At 45.9% G+C, this 21,188-nt stretch carries 11 protein-coding genes and 1 pseudogene; 3 read left to right on the forward strand and 9 right to left on the reverse strand.

Annotated elements, in window-relative coordinates:
* Positions 1-235: pseudogene (locus tag L5M18_RS18985) on the forward strand (IS4 family transposase); the annotation flags it as partial.
* An 89-nt stretch (positions 236-324) separates the two neighbouring features.
* Here the strand turns inward: L5M18_RS18985 and L5M18_RS18990 are convergent.
* The 4 genes from L5M18_RS18990 to L5M18_RS19005 all read right to left on the reverse strand — a co-directional run bounded on the left by L5M18_RS18990 (position 325) and on the right by L5M18_RS19005 (position 8,264).
* Positions 325-2,142 carry a sel1 repeat family protein gene (locus tag L5M18_RS18990; RefSeq protein WP_263204349.1) on the reverse strand — a complete coding sequence of 606 codons (1,818 nt, stop codon included), beginning with the start codon at positions 2,140-2,142 and terminating at the stop codon, positions 325-327.
* Between the two features lie 199 nt (positions 2,143-2,341).
* Positions 2,342-5,413 carry an efflux RND transporter permease subunit gene (locus tag L5M18_RS18995; protein ID WP_263198224.1) on the reverse strand — a complete coding sequence of 1,024 codons (3,072 nt, stop codon included), beginning with the start codon at positions 5,411-5,413 and terminating at the stop codon, positions 2,342-2,344.
* Positions 5,413-6,612 carry an efflux RND transporter periplasmic adaptor subunit gene (locus L5M18_RS19000; protein ID WP_263198225.1) on the reverse strand — a complete coding sequence of 400 codons (1,200 nt, stop codon included), beginning with the start codon at positions 6,610-6,612 and terminating at the stop codon, positions 5,413-5,415. The genes L5M18_RS18995 and L5M18_RS19000 overlap by 1 nt, the downstream gene beginning before the upstream one ends.
* A gap of 296 nt (positions 6,613-6,908) precedes the next feature.
* Complete coding sequence (locus L5M18_RS19005; RefSeq protein WP_263198226.1) at positions 6,909-8,264, reverse strand: leucine-rich repeat-containing protein kinase family protein; 1,356 nt, start codon at positions 8,262-8,264, stop codon at positions 6,909-6,911.
* Positions 8,265-8,474: 210 nt separating this feature from the next.
* Here L5M18_RS19005 and L5M18_RS19010 point away from each other — a divergent pair, with 210 nt between their 5' ends.
* On the forward strand, positions 8,475-9,908 hold the full coding sequence (locus L5M18_RS19010) for a LysM peptidoglycan-binding domain-containing protein (RefSeq protein ID WP_173247014.1): 1,434 nt from the start codon (positions 8,475-8,477) through the stop codon (positions 9,906-9,908).
* 175 nt (positions 9,909-10,083) lie between these two features.
* Here the strand turns inward: L5M18_RS19010 and L5M18_RS19015 are convergent, their stop codons facing one another.
* Both L5M18_RS19015 and L5M18_RS19020 read right to left on the reverse strand, forming a co-directional pair.
* Positions 10,084-11,205 carry a sterol desaturase family protein gene (locus L5M18_RS19015; protein WP_173247017.1) on the reverse strand — a complete coding sequence of 374 codons (1,122 nt, stop codon included), beginning with the start codon at positions 11,203-11,205 and terminating at the stop codon, positions 10,084-10,086.
* A gap of 233 nt (positions 11,206-11,438) precedes the next feature.
* Positions 11,439-12,809, reverse strand: a complete 1,371-nt coding sequence (locus L5M18_RS19020) for a DUF4397 domain-containing protein (RefSeq protein ID WP_263198228.1) — start codon at positions 12,807-12,809, stop codon at positions 11,439-11,441.
* 372 nt (positions 12,810-13,181) lie between these two features.
* Between L5M18_RS19020 and L5M18_RS19025 the strand changes: the two genes are divergently transcribed.
* A complete protein-coding gene (locus L5M18_RS19025; RefSeq protein WP_263198230.1) occupies positions 13,182-15,899 on the forward strand; it encodes a DEAD/DEAH box helicase in 2,718 nt (905 codons plus the stop codon).
* Between the two features lie 17 nt (positions 15,900-15,916).
* Here the strand turns inward: L5M18_RS19025 and yidZ are convergent, their stop codons facing one another.
* The 3 genes from yidZ to L5M18_RS19040 form a co-directional block, all read right to left on the reverse strand.
* On the reverse strand, positions 15,917-16,876 hold the full coding sequence (yidZ, locus tag L5M18_RS19030; protein ID WP_263198231.1) for an HTH-type transcriptional regulator YidZ: 960 nt from the start codon (positions 16,874-16,876) through the stop codon (positions 15,917-15,919).
* Positions 16,845-18,041 (reverse strand): MFS transporter, encoded by a 1,197-nt coding sequence (locus L5M18_RS19035; RefSeq protein ID WP_263198233.1) that lies wholly within the window; start codon positions 18,039-18,041, stop codon positions 16,845-16,847. The genes yidZ and L5M18_RS19035 overlap by 32 nt, the downstream gene beginning before the upstream one ends.
* Before the next feature lie 253 nt (positions 18,042-18,294).
* Positions 18,295-21,135: a M16 family metallopeptidase gene (locus tag L5M18_RS19040; RefSeq protein ID WP_263198234.1), complete on the reverse strand. Its 2,841-nt coding sequence runs from the start codon at positions 21,133-21,135 to the stop codon at positions 18,295-18,297.
* Positions 21,136-21,188 lie beyond the last annotated feature (53 nt).

The following is a 21,188-nucleotide window of genomic DNA, read 5'->3' on the forward strand; positions in this document are numbered from 1 at the left end:
CCTGTTAAGCCCATTGGCCTGGAAGTTGTTATGGCTAAAGACGGAAAAAAGCCAACCGCCCGAACAAGTCCCCAGTGTGCATTGGGCTTATCTAAGATTAGGAAAACTCGCGGGCTGGAATGACAGCAAACGAAGCGGAATTGTGGGCTGGGAAAGGTTATGGCAAGGATGGTTTAAACTGCAAACCATCCTTGAAGGTTACCAGCTAGCCTTGTCTCTTGAGCAAAAGATGTGATCAAGAGACAGGCTTCGGCAGGGATTTTTATTGAAGATAAGCTGAATAAGCGACACTGACGTCATAGAGTCTTTAGCGACAATACGTTATTAGCGCATCCCTTCGAGCACTTGCACTCTCTCCTTGGCCCTTACTGCATAGTCGTTTGAAAACCGCTCTGCCATTTCAATGCTCTGCTGATAAAGCGTTAAAGCTGCTTTAGCATCGGCCGGTCCACCCTCGCCTTTATCTAACAGAGTTGCGAACTGGAAGTAAGCATTGCCTAGAATATCCGCCTGCAAGCCTTGTTTGGCACCCAAAGTTGTCACTTTTTCTAACCAGTATCTCGCGTTAACCGTATCTCTATAGGGGTCCAATAACAGGATATTGGCAAGTTCAGCGGCGGCGTAAAGATCTCGCTCGGCGGCAATTATCCAAAACTCCTCGCTCTGCTCAAAATCCTCTTTAAAGTAATAATAGGTTTCGGCGGCATCTCGCGCTAAATCAGGTTGAGCTTTAACGCTTTGGCGATAATTTTCCAATGCCGTTGTAGCATTAAAATAGGGCGAACAAGATAACACTTGATAAAACGCCATCAGACTTCTTGCCTCCGGCAACCCTTGGTCAACTAGCTGATTTAACTGCTGCCATGCTTGCGTTTCACGGACCTTATCCGCACCTGTATTAACCAAGCCACGCTCGATAACCGATAAAGGTAAACGGATTAACTCAAGCTTTGACGCGTTATCGCCAAAGCTCGCGGCGCGCTCCAGCCAATAGATCTTTTCATCGGCACGCCCCGCGTAACCCGCTTGATCTCGCATCCAACGCAACGCCTCAATATCGCCAGCTTCAGCGGCTTCACGGTAATATTTCTGTGCCTTAATTTTATCCTTGGGTAAGGCGTGCCCAAGCTCATAGATACGTGCCAAGAAGCGCTTATCTTCGGCCTTGGCACTTTGAGCTAAGGTATTGATTTGTGATTCAGGTTTACCATAGGCATACAATTTCACATCACCGTTAGCATAAGTATATTGAGTACCATCGGGATAATTCACCTCAACCGTATCAGGCTGATACCAAACATTGACCTCATACTGTTCGGCAATCTGTGGATTAAAATTCACCCGCATCACAGCCTCATCACCGCGACGAACCGCTTGAGTATAAGGACTAGCCCATAGGCTAGAAATTTGCTGCAAACTACTTTTCAGCCTAGCCTCGAAGGGTTTGTCTTCCTTAGGAGAATGAATAAATACTGGATAGTAAACTGGTGCTAAAGATAATGGCGTAGTCGCAAGCAACGAATTATCCGCCTCGCTACCCGCATAAATAGGATCGATATTAAGTTCATGACTTAAATAAAAATCATCGTGGGGTGACACTTGAGTCGGCAACGTAGTTTGGCTAGCAACTTGTGCCGCATCCACAACAGAAGTGCGCTGCAACTTAGCAAGGTATTGTTGTTTAAGTGCTTTAGCCCTTTGCCACAACGGATGGTTCGGCAGTATTGTCACATCGAGCATTAAATCCTCAAGCCGCCACTGACAATCGCCACCACCATTCAAAGCTAAGGGCAGCGAAAATTCACTCGCTTTGCTACCACTGCTAATCACTTGCCGCAGCACTGAGGTTTCTTCGAATGTCGCGCGGTAGGGATTAGCAATATCACCACTGGGAAAACGGATTTCCTTTCGAGTACAAACAGATGAAACGTAATAACCGACAAGTTCTAATTGCGTATTAGCAGGTAAGACACCGACGAACTCGAAACGCGGACTGTCTACAGGTGCAGACACTTGATCGACGGGCAACTCACTACGAAATAAAGAATCCCAAAAAGAGGCCATGACGGGAGAAGCAAACATCAAGCCAGCCGAGCAAGCCAAATATAAAAAAGCCCTATGAAAGCAATGTAACAAACTCATAATGCCAGCTCTCCGTCGCTGATGAGGCAAATCCACTCGCACTTAAACACTCGCTTAAATACAACAAAGACCATTAAGTTATCGACAAAAAATTAAGCCAACGCGTTTAGCCGTTGGCTTAAATCATAACGTATTTACAGGCAAGTTGAACCCATGCCTCTCAGTCTAGGCTCGATAAACCCAGCGCATAAAACTCAACTTAAGCACTTCGCAGTCTAGCAAGCACATCCTTGGCCTTCAATTCAGCCATAGCGACATAGGCCACAGGCACTACAAATAACGAGAAGAAAGTGCCCGCTAACAGACCTCCGACTAAGACTAAACCTATGTTAGCTAACCCTAACGAGCCCGGTCCCGATGCCAAGGCTAAAGGAATCGCACTTAAAATCATGGTTAAAGACGTCATTAGAATCGGTCTTAAACGAGATTTGGCACTGCTTCGCGCCGCCTCAATCGCACTCAAACCTTGGTCTTGTTGCTTGTTGGCAAACTCCACCAGCAAGATACCGTGTTTAGTCACTAGCCCCACTAAGGTTAATAAACCAATTTGCGAATAGATATTCACACTCTGGCCAAACAAGGCTAAGGTCAATAACGCACCGACAATACACAAAGGCACTGTCAGTAAGATAATTAAGGGATCGACAAAACTTTCGAACTGCGCAGCCAAAATCAAATAGATAAACACCAATGCCAGCAAGAATAGCGACTGAGTGCCCGCCTGCGAATCCATAAGATCCTTCACCACGCCATTGTATTTAAAGCCTTGGGCATCATTAAGCAATGTCGGTAATTGTTCATCTAAGTAGGTTTTGATTTCATCAGTTGAATAACCGGGCATAATATCTGCCGTCAATTCAGCGCTATCAAGACCCATAAACGTCTTAATGTTAGATTCTGCCGTAGTCTGTTTAATCGACACAAATTGCGATAATGGCAGTGCTTGCCCAGATTCAGAAGTGACATACAGCTTATTCAACACTTTAAAATCACTCAGTTTGTCTAAGTTTACTTGCACTTGAATAGGATAAGTAAAACCATCGGTAGCATGTAAGTCCGCCGCCTTCACTGAGCCAAGAAAGGTAGAAAGTGCATTAGTGACATCACCATAACTCACACCTGAAAGGATAATGGCGTTGCGATCGATAGACAGATCGTAGCGTAGTTGATCCCTAAGCACTGAGTTACCCACGTTATTCAGGCCAGGATAATCCTCGAGTAACTTTTGCACTTTGGCGGCGGTTTCGCTGAGTTCGTCCTTATTCCGATCTAAGGTCGTCAGCTCTAAACGCAAATTATTGGCAATATTGAGATTATTCGCTGAGCGAATGCTAAACGACATGTTATAGGCAGAAACGTTTTCCTTTGATGTTGTAATCAAATCGCTGATCACATCATCTATACCCTCACTGCGCTCACCCCAAGGTTTGAGTAGCACATGGTTCACTGGCTCTCCCTCGATATAGGACAAGTTAGCCCCTACCGCAGGATGCTCGTCCATCACACCATTAAGCTCAGCATTGTGATTGAGATGATACTGCCGACCGACACCGGTAGGGCCATTAGACGCCACATCGATAAAGCCAGAGTCCTCCGCAGGCAAGAGTATTTTGGGTAATTGCCAGTAAGCAATACCCGCAAGACCCACCAAAACCACAGCCACACCAAACATCAAACGCTTGCGGACAAACCACTTATTCAGCTCATTGATATACAAATGATTTAACTGCTGCAGCGCATTCTCGACTCGGCTAAACCATTTAGGGTGTTGCTCAGTGGTATTGATCAGATAGGCGCTCATCATAGGCGACAAAGTCAACGCCACCACGCCAGAGATCATCACGGCCGCTGCTAAGGTAAAGGAGAATTGCCGAAACAGATCGGCGGTTAAGCCCGACATTAATCCGATCGGCAGATACACGGCGGCGAGCGTTAACGTCATCGCAATGATAGGGAAAATGATCTCCTGACAGCCTTTAATCGCCGCATTGAAAGGCGTTTCACCGTTTTCAATATGGCGATAGCAGTTCTCGACCACCACAATGGCATCATCCACCACCAGGCCAATAGCCAAAATAATCGCCAGAATAGTCAACACATTGATACTAAACCCGAGCGCCGACATCACAGCAAACACCCCAATCACGCACACGGGAATGGTAATAATGGGGATCGATGCCGCCCGTAGGCTACCCAAAAATAACACCACAATCAGCGAAACTAAGATCACCGCTTCAATCAACGCAGAAAACCCTTCGTCGATGGAGGCTTCAATAAAATCAGCCTGATTGTAGGCCAAGGTCATTTCTAAGCCTTGGGGTAAATGTTTTTGCATGCGTGCAATTTCGGCTTTAATGTTCGAAGCCACTGTCACTGGGTTAGCGTTGCTCAGCGGTAAAATCTGCAATGACATTGCACTATGTCCACCGATAGACAACATACTCGGCGACAGACTTTCCTCGCCCATCACCACATCGGCAACATCGGACACGCGGATGATCTTACCCTCGCTGACCTTAATCACCAGATCCTTCACGTCTTCAAGCGTTTCAACTTGATTCAAAGGGTTAATCGAGAAATCCCGCGACTTACCTTTGATCGCACCCGAGGTAAAACTGGCATTGTAAGAGCCTAACGTGCCCACCACATCGGCAGCTTTAATATTCAACGCCTTCATTTGTTCAGGATTGAGCCAGACTCTGACCGCCTTTTGTGAGCCACCATAGGGCCCCCAAACGGCACCAACGCCTTGAACTTGTTTGAGTTGCGGTACTAACTGCTGGCTAATGTAGTCGTACATAGCCTGCTTTTCCATGCCACCCGCGTTCACAAAGGTGATGATATTACTGGCCGAATCCGTGGCCGAGGTATCGTCGGTGACTGTGGGCTTATCTATCATGCTCTGGGGGAAATCGTTAATCCCTTCGACGCTGCTACGCAACTTGTTCATTAAGTTGGTGTATTCAATATCGCTGGTGTCATCATTGAATTTAATCGTTAATGAGCAACGCCCCTCGCTACAGTCGGTCGACATGGTATCGACTTTATCTATGCCCGAAGCCGCAGCAATCAACTTATCGGCCACGTTGCTCGACATAAAATCGGCGCTCGCCCCTGCAATCGACGCATTCACAGATGCCGAGTGGGTGGTATGCTCAGGGAAGTATTGGATATCGAGTTTTTGAAAGGCAATCAAACCCAGTAACACAGCCATAATACTGAGTACGGAGGCGAAGATAGGATGACGAATACAGACTTCGGGTAAACGCATTATTCAGCCACCTCAATATTTGGAGTTGAGCCTGAATCAGCACCTTTGTCAGCGCTTGATGTTGCCGCTTTATCTGCAGTGTTTCTATCCTGCACGACTTTGATCTTGCTATCGGACTTGAGGTTTTGCATACCCGTTTTAACGACTAAATCGCCTTCGGCTAAACCCTCAGTCACGACGGCATAACCGTCATTCGTATTTTGAGCGAGTTTAACCACTTGCTTTACTACGCTATCGCCCTGCACTAGCCAGACAAAACGTTCATCGTTATTGGCAATAATCGAATTTTGCGGCACTAATAGACGTTTAATCCCTAGACTATAGAACTGCTTGATGTTGGCGAACATGCCAGGAGCAAGCTTAAACTCAGGGTTTTCAAGGGCGGCATGCACTTCAACCCGTCCTGAGCTTTCGTCTACCGCTGGGGCAACATAGTTAACTAACCCTTTGAATACCTTATTACCATAGGCCTCAACAGTCACATTCACCTTTTGGCCCTTTTGCGCCTTGCCTAAATCCTTCTGACTGATGGCATAACGCACTTCGACCGGATTTAAACTATAGAGGGTGACTAAGGCCGTACCAGCACCAATTTGACTGCCGATAGACTGACTAAAGCTGGTCAACTGACCATCGAAGGGCGCCTTGATCAGGTAATCGTTCATGGTGGCTTGTTTCTGGCGAAAATCCGCATCGGCCAGATTCACATTTTCCCGTAGCTCATCCACATCTTGCTTAGCAAGCGCAAAGGGTTCTTTAATCAGTAAGTCTTCGATACGCTCCAGCTTAGTTTTAGCCAGTGCTAAGGTGCTCTTGGCTTTGTCTAAATCAGCCTTGGCTTTAATGTTGTCCTGCTCGGCAATCACTTGGCCTTTAGTCACTTTGTCGCCGTTACTAAAATGAATCGCGCTAATTTTTTCGCTAGCATTAAAGTTCAGCGTGGCTGAATCGATAGCGTTGATTTTACCGACTTCATTCACTACATCGGCAAAGGACGTTTCTTTAACGGCCTCGACCGTCACAGGGATGATGTCGACCTTGTCCGCCGACATCACGGCCATAGGGGCTAAAGCGAAAACACTCGCCAGTAGAAACGGCAAAGGCGCGAATAAGGGCGCCTTTGGGAGATGATGGGGATGGCTTTTTAATGAAATATCGCATGCACTGCGTGCTCGTTCAGTTACTCTTTGTGTAAACATAGTATGCAAACCTATCGTTCTTACTATTCAACGGACATCCTATCCGACAACAGCAAACCGGATTGAACCCAAAACTAATACCAAGTCCCCCCAAAGTGCCTGTTTCAGCAATTTGAGGTTATTTGGGTATACAGCCTATAGGCTTAATCCCAGTCAGTGCCAGTAAAAACTCGGTTACACAACCAAACAAAACAATAACTTAACGATAAACTTAATAGTGAGCACTTAAATCACACAAACAACCATAAAATACAGCAAACTTGAAACAAGTGTAGAGCCAGCCTATTAGCAAGCCACTATTTACCTTTTAACAGGGCTCCGATGGCCTTTTTCACGTCTGCAAAACAGGGGCGCTGAGCCACATCTAACTGCATGCACTCGTCTTTAATCGCACTCAACTGTGTGTAGTACAGAAGGCTAATCGAGGCACTCACATAGGCCGATGCATCCACATAGGCCAACAGATCTTCAATCAAGCAACCAAGCGCCCGCACTTCAATAGCTTCTATCGCTAAGCGTTCTGCTGTCGATAGATTACGTAAGTTTGATGCCGCACCAAAATCCCCAAACAATAAGCTCATCTGTTGATTAACCATAATATTATGGGCGTAGACATCACCATGGCTTACTTGTTTTGCATGCATGTGCGCCATCGCATCGGCCAACTGGTGCGTGATTTTGGCGACTTCATCAAGGCGAAATTCGCTACCGTCTTTAAAGGTATCGCGAGTGCAGGTGACAAGACTTGGTGGTAGCCCTAAGTTACTAAAACCTGGCGGAATAAGTTCCATCACTAAACCCAATTGATCTTTCTGGCTAATGTGCGCCACGACCTTAATAAGGCTGGGATGATCACCCGTTGTGAGACAGCAATCTAACTCGTCAGCGGGATAACCATCGCTCGTCACTTCCCCCTTAAAGAGTTTTACCGCAATCTGCGCCGACCCCGTCGCGGCTATCATGGCTTGATTCAACCAATCGCCTCGATAAATGACCCCAGAAGCCCCTTCGCCAAGCTTCTCAGCCAACTTGATATCACCCAGAGTCACATTCGCCACTGTGGCCACATCGGCGTGGGGATCGACTAAGGTATGGCTGAATGGATTTCCCGCAAAGGCGAGCCAAGTCAGTTTAGGCAAACTGAGTAACCAAGCTGGCAGTGCGTGGAGTTGATTGGCCGATAAACGCACTAACTCTAAGTTGCGGCAATTGGCCATCGACTCGGGCAAGGTTGTTAAACGGTTACCCGCTAAAGCTAATTTTTGCAGACGATGTAAATCGCCCATGGCCGCAGGCAATGTCTCAATGAGATTATCGGTTAGGATGAGCCAGCGGGTTTGCAGCGGTAATGCCGCAGCAGTCACTGTTTTAATTTGATTGGCCTTAAAGCCAATCATCTCTAAATTTGTGCAGCGCCCTAATGCCTCAGGCAAATGTTCAAAGCGATTATTCGAGGCGAAAATTATCTTTAAATGCGATAAGCGGTGTAAATCCTCGGGCAAAGTGCTCAGTTGATTATTCGATAAATCGAGGATTTCGAGGGAATCGGCTAAATCAAAAATCTCCCGCGGGAACTCGGTTAAATCCTCAACCAATTGTAAACGTGTGATCCCTTGTAACTGCCCTGCCCTTAACTGCGCTAACGTCTGCACTTTGCTACCCAAGTTAATGAAAAATCGCGGCTATGGTAGCGTATAAATCGATAAAGCTAAACGCAGGATCTGCAATCAAAGGGCGGCACAATCGGCCTTAAGACAACTTTGATACAATAGGTAAAACTTGGGGGAGCTATCCAGAAACTCGAAAACAGATTAGCATGTGCACCAATATGGAATGCCCAGTCAACTCATCACAGGACAATCATGCGGACACATTTTCGCCAAACGCACTCTTTTACAGTGCTTATGCTTGCCATGCTAATGGCCCTACTGAGCGGTTGCGCTACAACATCAGCAAGCCCATCAACCACTGAATTCAATGCCACAGCAAGTGATGTCAGTAATGATAACGACCACTCGCCACAACAGCATCAAACACCACCCGAAGTGGTTGAGCAGTACAGCGATGTGTGGGAAAAGATCCAACACGCCAATACCATTGACGTCCATGATGATGCCGAAGTACGTAAACAGCGTAACTTTTTCGATGATAAACAAAAATTTATGAATCAGGTTGGCGATCGCGCCGAGCCATTTTTATATTACATAGTCAGCCAGCTCGAAGCGCGTAACATGCCATTAGAATTGGCGTTATTGCCCATAGTCGAAAGTGGCTATAACCCTTTAGCACAAGCTAACGGCCCCGCAGGACTGTGGCAAATGATCCCTGCTACTGGACGTAATTTTGGCTTAACGGTGAATTCTGCCTACGATGGCCGTAAAGATGCGCTGGCCTCAACCGATGCAGTGCTCGACTATCTACAGCACCTATACGACACCTTAGACAAAGACTGGATTAACGCCGTCGCCGCCTACAATACCGGTGAGCTAGTGATCAAAGCCGCCATTGATAAAAACAAAGCCAAGGGTAAACCTACGGACTTTTGGTCACTGGGTATCCCTGCTAAGCGAGTACAAACAGTTCCTAAGTGGCTGGCATTTATTCAGATTATTCGAAATCCCAACCACTACGGTTTAAAAGTCCCCCCTATTGCTAACCGCCCTTTCTTGGAAAGAGTGCCTGCACCTAATGGCGTAGATATTGGCCAGATTGCTAATGCAGCAGGGCTCAGCAAAGCAGAATTTAAAACCTATAACCCAGGCTTTCGCCAAGGTGTAATCCCCAGCAAAGGTAAATATCAAATCGCCTTACCACTGGAAAACATAGGTCATTATCAGGAAAATCAAGACAAGCTCTACGCTCAAAAACGCTATGACAGCCAAAGCTATATCGTCAAATCTGGCGACAGCCTAGGCACAATCGCAGCCAAGTTTGATATGTCAGTGAAAGCATTAAAACAGGCCAACAATCTGACATCTGACCGCCTAAAAATCGGCCAAGAGCTCACACTGTTAACGCCAATGGCGGGCAATGATAATGAGCCTGAACCCACTAAAACCAAGGCGAAGACAGATAAAAAAGTGAGCAATAAGTCGTCGACCAAAGCTAAAGCAACTACCTCAACATCGGCCGATAAATCTGCAATAAAAGCGACCACTTACAAGGTGAAATCAGGTGATTCGCTGGATAAAATCGCCCGTAAGAATAAGGTTAAACTGGCTGACTTAATGAAGTGGAACCAGCTCAATGGCAAAAGCATTATTAAGCCAGGCCAAGAACTGAAAATTTCCGAATAACGATTGTAGTTTGAACGGCAAAAAGCCCAACAAAGCGCGGTTCCAAAGCGCTGTGTTGGGCTTGTTTCTATCCCAATATCAGAGTTAACCGCCACAGCTCAGCGTTACTACTCAGTTGACCTAATCAATACTCCCGGACAATCATTCCAAAACAAACCATTCTAATTGCACGCCATTATTTTGTGTCTTTCTTCGCTAAACCAAGGGGATACAATTGCTGCTTAAACATGCCAACAGGCATGTAATCGCCCACGACACCATATTGCTCTGGCCACTCTTTCTGACCTCGAACTGCAGTCCCAAATAGGTAATCTAAAAAAGAAAAATGGGCAGCATAGTTACGGTCGATTGCCGCCTTATCAGAAGCATGGTGCCAATGGTGGAATTGCGGACTGACAATTAAATAACGTAGCCAGCCAAAGTTAACCTGCACATTGGCATGATTAAAGACCGCCTGCACGCCAACGATAATCACATAAATACTGATGATGTCTTTGGAGAATCCCAAGATAAAAATCGGCGTGAGCACTAAACAACGGGTAGCAATCAACTCAAACATATGTTGCCTTGAACCAGCCAACCAATCTAAATGTTTCGCGCTATGGTGCACCGAATGGAAGCGCCACAGGAAAGGAATTTCATGGTAGGCACGGTGCGCCGCATATTGCATTAAATCGGCGACCAATAAAATCAACAACAGTTGCAACACAAAGGGGAGACCCGCGATAAAGCTTTGCACTGTGCTGGAAATAGCCCAAGAAAAGGTCGACTGCACAAATTGGTTTGCCACCAATAATACAAATCCAATCGCTAAGTGATTCACCAAAAAATGGTTTAAATCCCCTTGCCACTCGGGTCTCAATATTGCTTGTTCTGGTTTATGGGGTAGCCATTTCTCGATAAAAATGAAAATTAAGGTTGAGCCTAATAAGTCTAAAATAAACCAATCTAAACCCAGTGAGACCTTATGATTAGCAAAAGGCTCGACCTCAACTTGATGACCACCAAAGGCAATCGCTAAGCTCACAAATACCCAAGCCACAAAGCCGAAACGCTTATTTTTATTTCGAATAAAATTCAATAAACCTAAACTGCCCGATACCACTAAGGCGACAAATATTAAGCTGCGAATAACATCGACATTATAGCTTTGGCGTAATTCTGGAGTGGTGAGATATTCGGGAAAATGAAACGCCAATACACCCAGAAACGATAATATCGCTAACATACACGCTATAGTACCGCTAATACTGCCTTCACCAATTTGGAAATGACCGTCTTTAAATCCTTTACTCATCACAGTGAACTCCTTTTCCTATATTGCTCGCGTTATTCACATCACAGCAATGCTCGGCTTAATTTTTGCCGATCAGCCTACATTAACCCCGCAGCCACAATCAATAAAAAGTGAATGCTAAGACAATAATGCTCAATCTACTAAGCCCACTAAAACGAGCACACAAAAACAGCTCAAAAAAAGCGCTACCTAAGTAGCGCTGTTTTATTAGAGCCGTTCACTCACCTTAGCGGTTAGATCTTAATCAAGTTATAACCAAAGCTAGTAGAAGGATCTTTATTCAGCACCATAGTCACATTGTCTTCATTGCTGAAATCCATTAAATCGGATGCATAGACAACGGTTTTAGTACCGTTTTCCACAGCGATAACCTTAATAGAATATTCACCAGCTGGCACAGTCACTGACTGAGGGCTCGCAGGATTGACTGCGGTGATCTTATTTACAGCCGTTTCAATCGTGTCATTTGCCTTTAAGAAATACACGGTTAGATTGCTTTTATCGGCAAAACTCACAATGTCGAACTTAAAGCTATAGGGACTTGGCGTCTGAGTTTGCTTCATCTCCATCGCCTTTACTTGGCTGCCCTGCTCGGTCGTTTGCTCATAGATGAAGATGGTTTTAATGTCATCTTGGTTAAGGGTGATCAACACGTTATCGAGCAATTTATTTTGCGTACCGTGGTCGAACACACTCACACCAAAATCATTAAACTCAGCACCTTGATAGCTAGTCACCCCAAAAGATGGCACTTCGCTAAACAGAGTATCTTGCTTACTGCTAGCCACTTTCACATCGATAATGTGCGAACCTAAACCGTTAAAGACGCGATAATCGACACTCGCTTCTAATGCCACATGGTTGCGAACATTGGTGGTTGAATCGACACTGTCCAAGGTGATTTTTGAATCCGAAGCACCAAAACCTTCACGGATGATCAGCTTATAAGGCACCTTAGAACTGAATTTAATGTTCGCCGTTGTATAAGAAACATTGGTTGTTCCCGCTGGTGCGAGGTAAACCTTATATTCACCCGTATCCATCACTTGCGGCTGCGACACTTCACCATAAGCCACACTGCCTAACATCACGGCATCGGTAAAGGTTTGGGTCGACTTAGAAACATAAGCGTCAAAGGCTTGGGCATGAACTGCAGTATTGGCAATCAAAAGCTGCATTTTACTGTTTTCAGCCACTTCGTTGAGCTTATCGAGTTCAGTGCGAGAATAGTTGATATTAAGTAATTTAGGTTCGGTAAAATCACCATGTAATACAAAGAAATGGTCCGTTGCAACTTTCAAATCGATATTTTCTTTATAAATAGAGATATCTTTATCAGAGGCATCCTTAGCCATCACTTCAATCGCAGTCACGCCAGCCGTCGACGTAAATCGCGGCATAGTGTCCCCATAGATCACACTTTCATAGGTTTTATCGGCAACTTTGAGTGCAGTAGCAGTGCTTCCAGCTGAAGCATTATAGAATTGCACATAGGTGGCATTTTGATCTGTGCCCTCTTCATTATTATCATCTGAGCCACATGCCGTTACCGCTAAACAGGCAACAGCCACCGCAGCGAATCCCTTTAGCTTACTTTTTATCATTGTTTCCCTCATTAGCAGACAAAAATTCAGTTCAATCTACGCAGTTATACAATGACAACAATGGCAATTTCCACTAAAAACAAAAACAAATATTTTACAAACTCAAACACTTAACAAACATTTCAATAACACAGCAAAAAGTGATACAAACCACACTTTTCAGGCCCTTAATTGATACAAATGCGGCTGCTGATACTTTTGCTCGCCTCTCAAAAATTCTGCTCCAGTGGAAAATGGCTGATCTATCGAACACCTCTCTTTTAGGCTTATAGCGACTATGGATAAACTATCCTCAGACGGTACAAACCTTGTTCGACTAATGCGATTAGGTTACTCTCGCATCGCCAATTAAGCCTTTGGGATGGATAGGATTTGCAAGGGATTCTCAACTACTACAAACAATGTTTTCAACACGATAGTGCCGAAATCAATCTCTGGTCTAGCCACAAGCTTGCCGAGCAAGATCAGCTATTACTCCAACATGAAGACGAGTTAAGCAGTGGCTTCCTACCCCGCTTGCCAGTACCATTTGCTCCCGCCAGTGCATTACTAGCACGTAGCGCTTTGTATTTACGCGAAAAGGTATTATTGCACTGCTGTCTGTTTTTCTGCGGCACAGTCGACCTTAATGGCGAAAAACGTAAAGTCGTGACACCACTCCTTTATCGCGAATGCCAATTACAGGCTGACGGCGATAATCTCTACCTAGAGAGCAATAACACTCTAGCTGGCAGCGGACCATTCACTATCAATGAAGCTCTATTAGAAAAATTAGTCGTTGAAGGACATAGCCTAAGCCAAGATTTACGCGATAATCCAACGGATGTCAGTGGCTGGATATCTTGGCTGCGGGCGGGCCAAGCCGATGTCGATACCAGTCATTTATTGCATTTTCCCAAGCTGATCGATGAGGCTGAATTCACTAGCTTATGCCGTAAACGTGGGCAGTTTCTTGTCAGTCGAAGCCAAATCATTTTGGCAGAACGTTCGATCGCAAGTCGCGGCATTTTGCACGAACTCGACAAACTAATGACAGCGGCTGAACCATCAGCACCGCTTAAAGCGCTATTCGCAGAAACACAACAAACAACATCAATCAGCGCCAGTGAAGACACGCAAGAGGCTTATCTTCCCGGGCTGTTAAGCCGCGCGCAAATTCAGGCCTTAAAGATTGCGGCCAATCATACTTTGGGGCAGATCTCAGGCCCACCGGGAACAGGTAAGAGTTACACCATAGCTACAGTGGCGGCGGAGCAGGTATTAAGGGGCAAATCTGTCCTCATCGTCGCCCACACCGATGTTGCTGTTGATGTGATTGCCGATAAATTGCAACAACAATTCCAGCTAGGGAGCAGCCTTATTCGAGCAGGCTCGCCGCAGTTTATAAAAGTCCTTAAAAACCAGATTGATGAAATGCTCCATGGTCAGCACCCTGCATCAAATGAAGCCATCTCGGATAGATTGCTATTAAGTTCAAAACAACAACTTAATACCGTGACTCGTCAGCAAGTCAAAATGGAAGCGGGCTTTATACGTCATTGCCGCCATGCCATACGTCGCGGCCAAAAACTGGCGACCTTACAACAAGGACAATCCCGTTGGCGCTTAGGATTTTACAACTGGGCTTACCGTGCAGGTATAAAAAGGTTTGCCCAGCAATGGAATGAACTCGATAAATTAACGACACTGATAGCGCAAAAAGAAAGCTTAAGCCTCAAATACTTACAATTGGCCACTCACTATCGATTAAACCAATTACTCAAAAATAAGCGCAGTACGCTGGTGAGTTTTGCCAGTGCGTTACGCGCTCGCCAGTCCGCTAAGCAACTCGACGGTTTCTACAAGACGGATTTTGATGCCTTAAAACAAACCTTTCCCATTTGGTTATCTAGCCTTGCCAGCTTACATAAAGTGCTGCCCATGGAGCAGCAAATGTTTGATTTAGTGATTATTGATGAAGCCACCCAAGCCAATATTGCCGCATGTTTACCGGCCTTGCAGCGAGCAAAAGCGGCACTGGTGGTGGGAGATAGCAAACAACTGCGCCATTTCTCGTTTTTATCCCGCGCAAAACAAACTCAAATCCAGACCCAACTCGGACTCGCCCCAGATTGTCGCGGCCTAATGAGCTACCGTGATGCCAGTATGCTCGACTTAGCGTCACAATCCCTCGCGAGCCAATCCCAAGTGGTATTTTTAAATGAGCATTTTCGGAGTAAACCTGAGCTGATCCAATTTAGTAATCAGCAGTTTTATCAAGGCATGCTGAAGATTATGCAGCACAGACCTTGCACAAGTTCGGGACACTTACACAGAGTCCAGGTGACTGGCAGCCGTGATAGTAAGGGAATTAACGCCATAGAAGCTGAGGCATTAATTCAAAAGTTAGCTCAACTGATTGATGAACAAGAAAATGTATTAGTGCCTTCCAGCATTGGTGTACTCTCCTGTTTTCGCAATCAGACGGAGTATTTATCCCAGCAAATCCTCGCGCGCTTTAGCGCACAACAACTCGAGCGTCACCAATTACGGATTGCCACGCCCTTTGGTTTCCAAGGGGAAGAGCGCGATATTATGCTGCTGTCGTTTAGCATTACGGCCAACGACAGCCGCGCCGCCGTGTATTTAAATCGAGCCGATATGTTCAATGTCGCGATCACCCGAGCTAAACAAATGCAGTGGCTATTTTTATCGGTACAAGCGCATGAACTCCCCAACAATAATTTACTGGCAACTTACTTAGCATCGGCGGGCCAATTTCAAGCGGCACACAATTATGTCGATTCCCTCGATACCTTCGGCCAGTCAGTGGCACAGGCGATTGAAGCAAAAGGCATAACAGTCTGGCGCGCCTACCATATGGCGGGGCTAGAACTGGATATTCTGTGCCGCTATGGTAACCAATATTTAGCAATAGATTTAATCGGTTACCCAGGACCTTGGGCGGACTTTTTCGATATTGAACTGTATAAACTCTTACAGCGCGCGGGCATTAAACTTATCCCCGTCAGCTACGGGCTATGGTGCCAACAGCGAGAACTTTGTATCCAACATATTTGCCAGCAATTGGGTATTACCCAAACAAGTTAATGCAGTAAATAACAGCCTTAATCATGCTGTTGATAAATCGCTTTTATCTTGCTTCGCAACCAAGTGATTTTGGAGTTGTGGCTGTTTCTCTTATGCCAAATCAAGGTAAAAGGAATAGCGAGTTTATCAAGATATTCGTCGCTTAACGGGATAGGGCGACTGACTAAGTCAGGGTGTAATTGGCGAGCATATTGCTCACAATATTGTGGTGCAATTGCCATCATACTGTGGTGAGGCTCTGCCGCGACAAACAGTGACTGCTCAAAGCTGGCCAAGGTGAGCACAATATTGCGAGTTAACCCAAGCTCAATAAGCACATCATCCAAGGCCCAAGTTTCGCTTTTTTCCCACAAGATGTTGATATGCGGATGTTTAAGAAAGGTGTCTATATTCCACTCTTCCTGCAAGGCGGGATGATCGCGGCGCAAATACACCTGAGGAAGATCGGTAAATAAAACCTCAAAATCGATAAAATAGGGTAATAAATCAAGGGATTCCTTAGAACGTGGATGACTTTCTCGGCCGGTAAACCCCATATCCGCTTCACCACGCACAATCGCTTCGAGTGAATCGTAATCCCAATTTCGTACCTTCACCTTTGCATCAGGGTATTGAGTATAAATGGCCTGAGTCAGCTCATTAAGCATGATAAGCAACAAAGGCGACTCAAGCATTAACTCGAAGGTGAGCCCTTTGGTCATCTCGTCACCGCGCTTAGCCATCAGTTGCTTACCCATTTGCAACCATTCGGATAACTCCTGCTCCATACCGTGAGCCAATGGCGTTAACTGAAATCCCTGCGGCGTTTTGACAAATAAGGGATCGTCAAACCAATTCCGTAATTTGGCCAGCGACTTACTCACAGTGGATGGCGTGACATTGAGCTTTTTGGCAGCCTTAGAGACACTCCGCTCCTGTAATAAAAGCTGCAAAATAAACAATAAGTTAAGATCGAGCCGACTCAGGGATTTGGTCATTAAGTACAATTTCCGGCAATTTAGGAACCGCTAAGATCAGTGTAATGCTCACCAGCGCACCGACAGCGAGGATCACTAATAATATATTAATCGCACTTACTTCGAGCAGACCCATCACCCAAATATATAAAGCTGAAGTACACACTTGAGCAATTCCCAGTAAAGAGCTGGCAACTCCAGCCCGAGTAACAAATGGACTCAGCGCCTGACTCATGGTGACCCCAAATCCAATCGCAAAGCCCGAACACACAAAACCAAAACTGAGCAGATTGAATAACTGACCCAGCCAGCCCAATTGGGTCAAGATCAACACCAGTGCTGCGGCGGCAAATAATGTCTGAGAGAACAAAATTAATGATTTTTCTTTAAACAGGTTAAGTAAAAAGGGCGTCGAAAATGAGGCTAACATACTCACAAATGCTGTCATAGCCATAGTGTTGGAATATTGCCCACGGTCAAACCCCATCTGCCCCATGATCAACATGGGAGAGACATTTACATAGCTTAAAATCGTGGTCACGCCTAAAGTCGTTATCACCACGCGACTGAGAAAAAACCGCTGTTTAAAGGATTCTTTATATCCACCCGACTCAACTGTGGTGTGAAATTGCGGTTTAGGATAGGTTTCGCGCAATACAAAAATACACAGGGTTAAGACCATTAATCCCATCCCCGCCATAGTGTTAAATAGGCTAGGCCATGGGAATTTAAGCATAATTAAATGGCCTATCACAGGTGCAATCACTGGGATAATGCAAGTCACGCCATTGACCATAGAGAGCACTTTTGCTCGGCGCTTATCGTCTAATACATCACGCAAAATCGCAAAAGCCACAACATAGCAAGAACCCGCACCAATGCCTTGTGCAAAGCGTGCCATTAAAAAGAGATCACTGGTTTGCGCACTACCGGCAAAGTAAGAGGCAATAGCAAACAACAATGCGCCAAACAAGGTAATGGGTTTACGCCCAATCCTATCGGCTAAGCTCCCCGCAAACAGCATAGTGGTTGCCATTCCCGCAAGATACACAGAAAAAGCAATATGCAGCTGCGCCTCACTCGCCCCTAAATCCTGCGCAATTTGCGGCAAACCGACCAAGTACATATCTATCCCTGTCGGGTACAAAAGCACTAGACAAAAACTGCACAATAGATATCGAAACATATACCTCACCCCATTAGCCATCTCACACATAAGTTGCGCCTAGCCTAGTTTCACTCGCGCAGATCTGTGAGTGGCATTTTCGACAACAGGTATTTCCATTGACGACTTATGGGAGGACATAACACCACGAACGAGGAAGAAAAGTTGGTAACAAAACATAAGGAGGACAGGGGTAGAAAAATATCCCCAGCGGTTTGCGACCACAGGGGATATGTCGGTGAATGATCAGTCTACTATTCTATGAGCCCAACACTCATTGCTGAGGTTCTGGCGGTGCAGGCAGAACTTGGATCATTAAACTGCTATCGTCTTGCAGATATTGCTGCGCCAATTTATTAAGTTCTGCAACTGTCATCTGCTGCGCTAACGCTTGCCTTTGTTTAAAGGCAGCAAAACGACCAGGATGACTCTGGGCAGTTGAGGTGAGATCTAACCAAAAACCATTGGTTTGCGGCGCAGCTTGCATCCACTCAAGCACAGGTTGGCGGGCTCGATTAAGTAAGTCCTCACTGATCCCCGAAGGCGCTTTAACTTGCTTAACTGCGGCGGTGAAATACTCGGCAACCGTTGGCAACATGGCTTGAGTCGTCACGCTAAACAAACCTAAGTAACCATAACCGCTGGCATTGAAATCGTTATAAGAAAAGGCCGATGGCGAATAACTCGCACCCGCTTTCTCCCTCACGTTTTCCGTTAATAGAATGCTTAGCACTTGCTCCAGCAGACCCAATCCCGCGTGTTGACTCAAGTGAGTCATGTCCGTTGTAGGCCACACCATGGCAAGTGCCGCCATATCCAGTTGACCATAATGCGTTAATGTTTTCTGAACGGGCACTTTCGGAAACACAGGTACTATCGACTGAGCATTAGCAATAGCAATAGGGCTACGCTTAATGGCGCCAAGCGTTTCAGCCACAGCAGCAATGGCACTCGCTTCATCAAAATCGCCCACAATAGCGAGTTCAATCGCCCCTTGCTCGACGGCCGAATGGAAACTCGGCGCTAATTCTCCAAAGTGACGTTTGAGAATTTCTTCAGGCTCACCATAACCATAGCGTTTATCACCATTATGGGAGATACGGGCAAACTGATTAGAAAACTCAGATTGTGGGTTGCTATGAATACTTTGTTGCTCGGCAATCACTTGTTCACGAAACAATTGCTCAGCCTGCTTATCCATACCTGGCTCAATTAAATAAGCCGTCATTAAGCCAAGCTGCGTTCGAAGCTCTGCGGCATTAGTGCTAATCTCGCCGCCAAAACTTTGCTCACGCAGGCCTAAGTTGATGGAAATATCTTGCCCAGCAAAAATATCCTGCAGACTGTCATAATCATGGGCCTTGAGCCCACCCTGCACAAACGCACTGTTAAACAGATAAGACAAACCATCCAACTCAGGGAATGGCACTTCACCAAAGCCAATGTTTAGGCTGACCAATGTGGTGCCTTTATTAAAGTTGGTAGGCTTAAGATTAAGGCGCACGCCATTGGCAAATTGCAGTTGGCGAATCCCCGTTTCCTTATCGCGACTGTCGGCCACTAACTTGCCTTGCTCACCAAACTGAGTATAAGCAAACTCATCAATCGCCTTGATTGATGGTGCGCTCACCGCTTGTTTACGGCTTTTCTCGTAGCTGGCGATAAGCTGTTTTTCAGCATTTTCAATGGGCTTATTGCTGGTCAGATACAAATACGGCGTAGCGTTCCATGTTTGATTAAACACTTGGCTTAGCTTTTGTGGTGTCACTGTTGGCATTATTTTTTCAAAAAATGCGAGCTGCCAATCGGGTTCGACAGGGACGCGATTGCCCGCCACCGAATACACTAGACTCTCGGCAATATTCACACTGTGAATGGTACTGCTACCCGCGACACTTAGCTGATATCCCTTATGCATACGTTTGATTTGCTGGTCAATTTCCTGTTGGCTAAAACCAAACTCTTTTGCTTGACGCAGGGTTTTCTCCAAGAGTGCGATTCCCTCTTGCCAGTTATTTTCCTGCGTACCTAGGCTCATTTGTGTGCCATAGGCAATATCAAACTGCGGTCCAACCTGCAGGTTTACACCATATAAACCTTGGCTATGCAGTAATTGCGACTCCATACGGCGATACAAGATGCCGTGGGCAAGCTCGAGCAACATTTCCTGCTCCCGCACAGCAGGGCTATCGGTAATCGCTGAGATGGGTTTTAGCATGCCAAGGGAAACTGACGTTGACAGACTTGGATCAAAAAATGCCGCCGCATCGACACTTTGGCGCTCTGCGACAGTACCAATAGCTTGTTCCTTGGTTTTAGCGGCCAAAGGCGCGGCCTTCCAACTGGCAAACTGTTGTTTTATCTTTTGTTCTACCGCGGCGACCTCGATATCACCCACCACAATTAAAGTGGTGCGTGAGGGCGTATAAAAACGCTGATATAAAGACAGCAACGCCTCGCGATTGGCATTACTGATACTGTTCGCCTCACCCACAGGGAAGCGCTTTGACAACAATGTGTTTGGCATTAAAAACTGTAATTGGTTACGGTAATTCTCAAGATCCGCACCGCTACGTTCACGCAGCTCAGACAACACCACCGCTTTTTCACGTTCAATTAGCGCTGGGTCAAGTAATAGATTACTGCCAATTTCTCGCATTAAAAACAAAGCCGTATCGATTTTATCTTGGCTATTACTTGGCAAGTTGAATTGATAAACCGTCTGCTGAAACTCAGTCACAGCATTGGTATCGGCGCCAAAACTCAGGCCAAGGCGCTGCAATGTCGGCATCATCTCCCCCGCCGCCAATCCGGTCGAGCCATTAAAGGCCATATGCTCAAGAAAGTGCACTAATCCTTGCTCGGCATCAGACTCGACCAAAGAGCCTACATCCACCCGCATCCGCACTATGACCGCCTGCTCCGGCGTCTTATTGCTCACCAATAAATAACGCATACCATTGGCAAGTTCACCGGTATGGATCCGCTCACTCATAGGCAAGCCTGTCGTTCCCATCCACAGCGGATCTTCACTCGCCTGCAGTGGCAACGCCATACTCAAAAGCGCCAGCAGTAACCACTGACGCACAAAACTAATTACCTTGAAATTGTTCATTAAAATTCGCACTTTGCCCCCAAAATCAAACAAGAAACCTAGGAAGCGCTCAC

This window comes from Shewanella sp. SM20 (assembly GCF_025654545.1).
Taxonomy (GTDB): Bacteria; Pseudomonadota; Gammaproteobacteria; order Enterobacterales; family Shewanellaceae; genus Shewanella; species Shewanella oncorhynchi.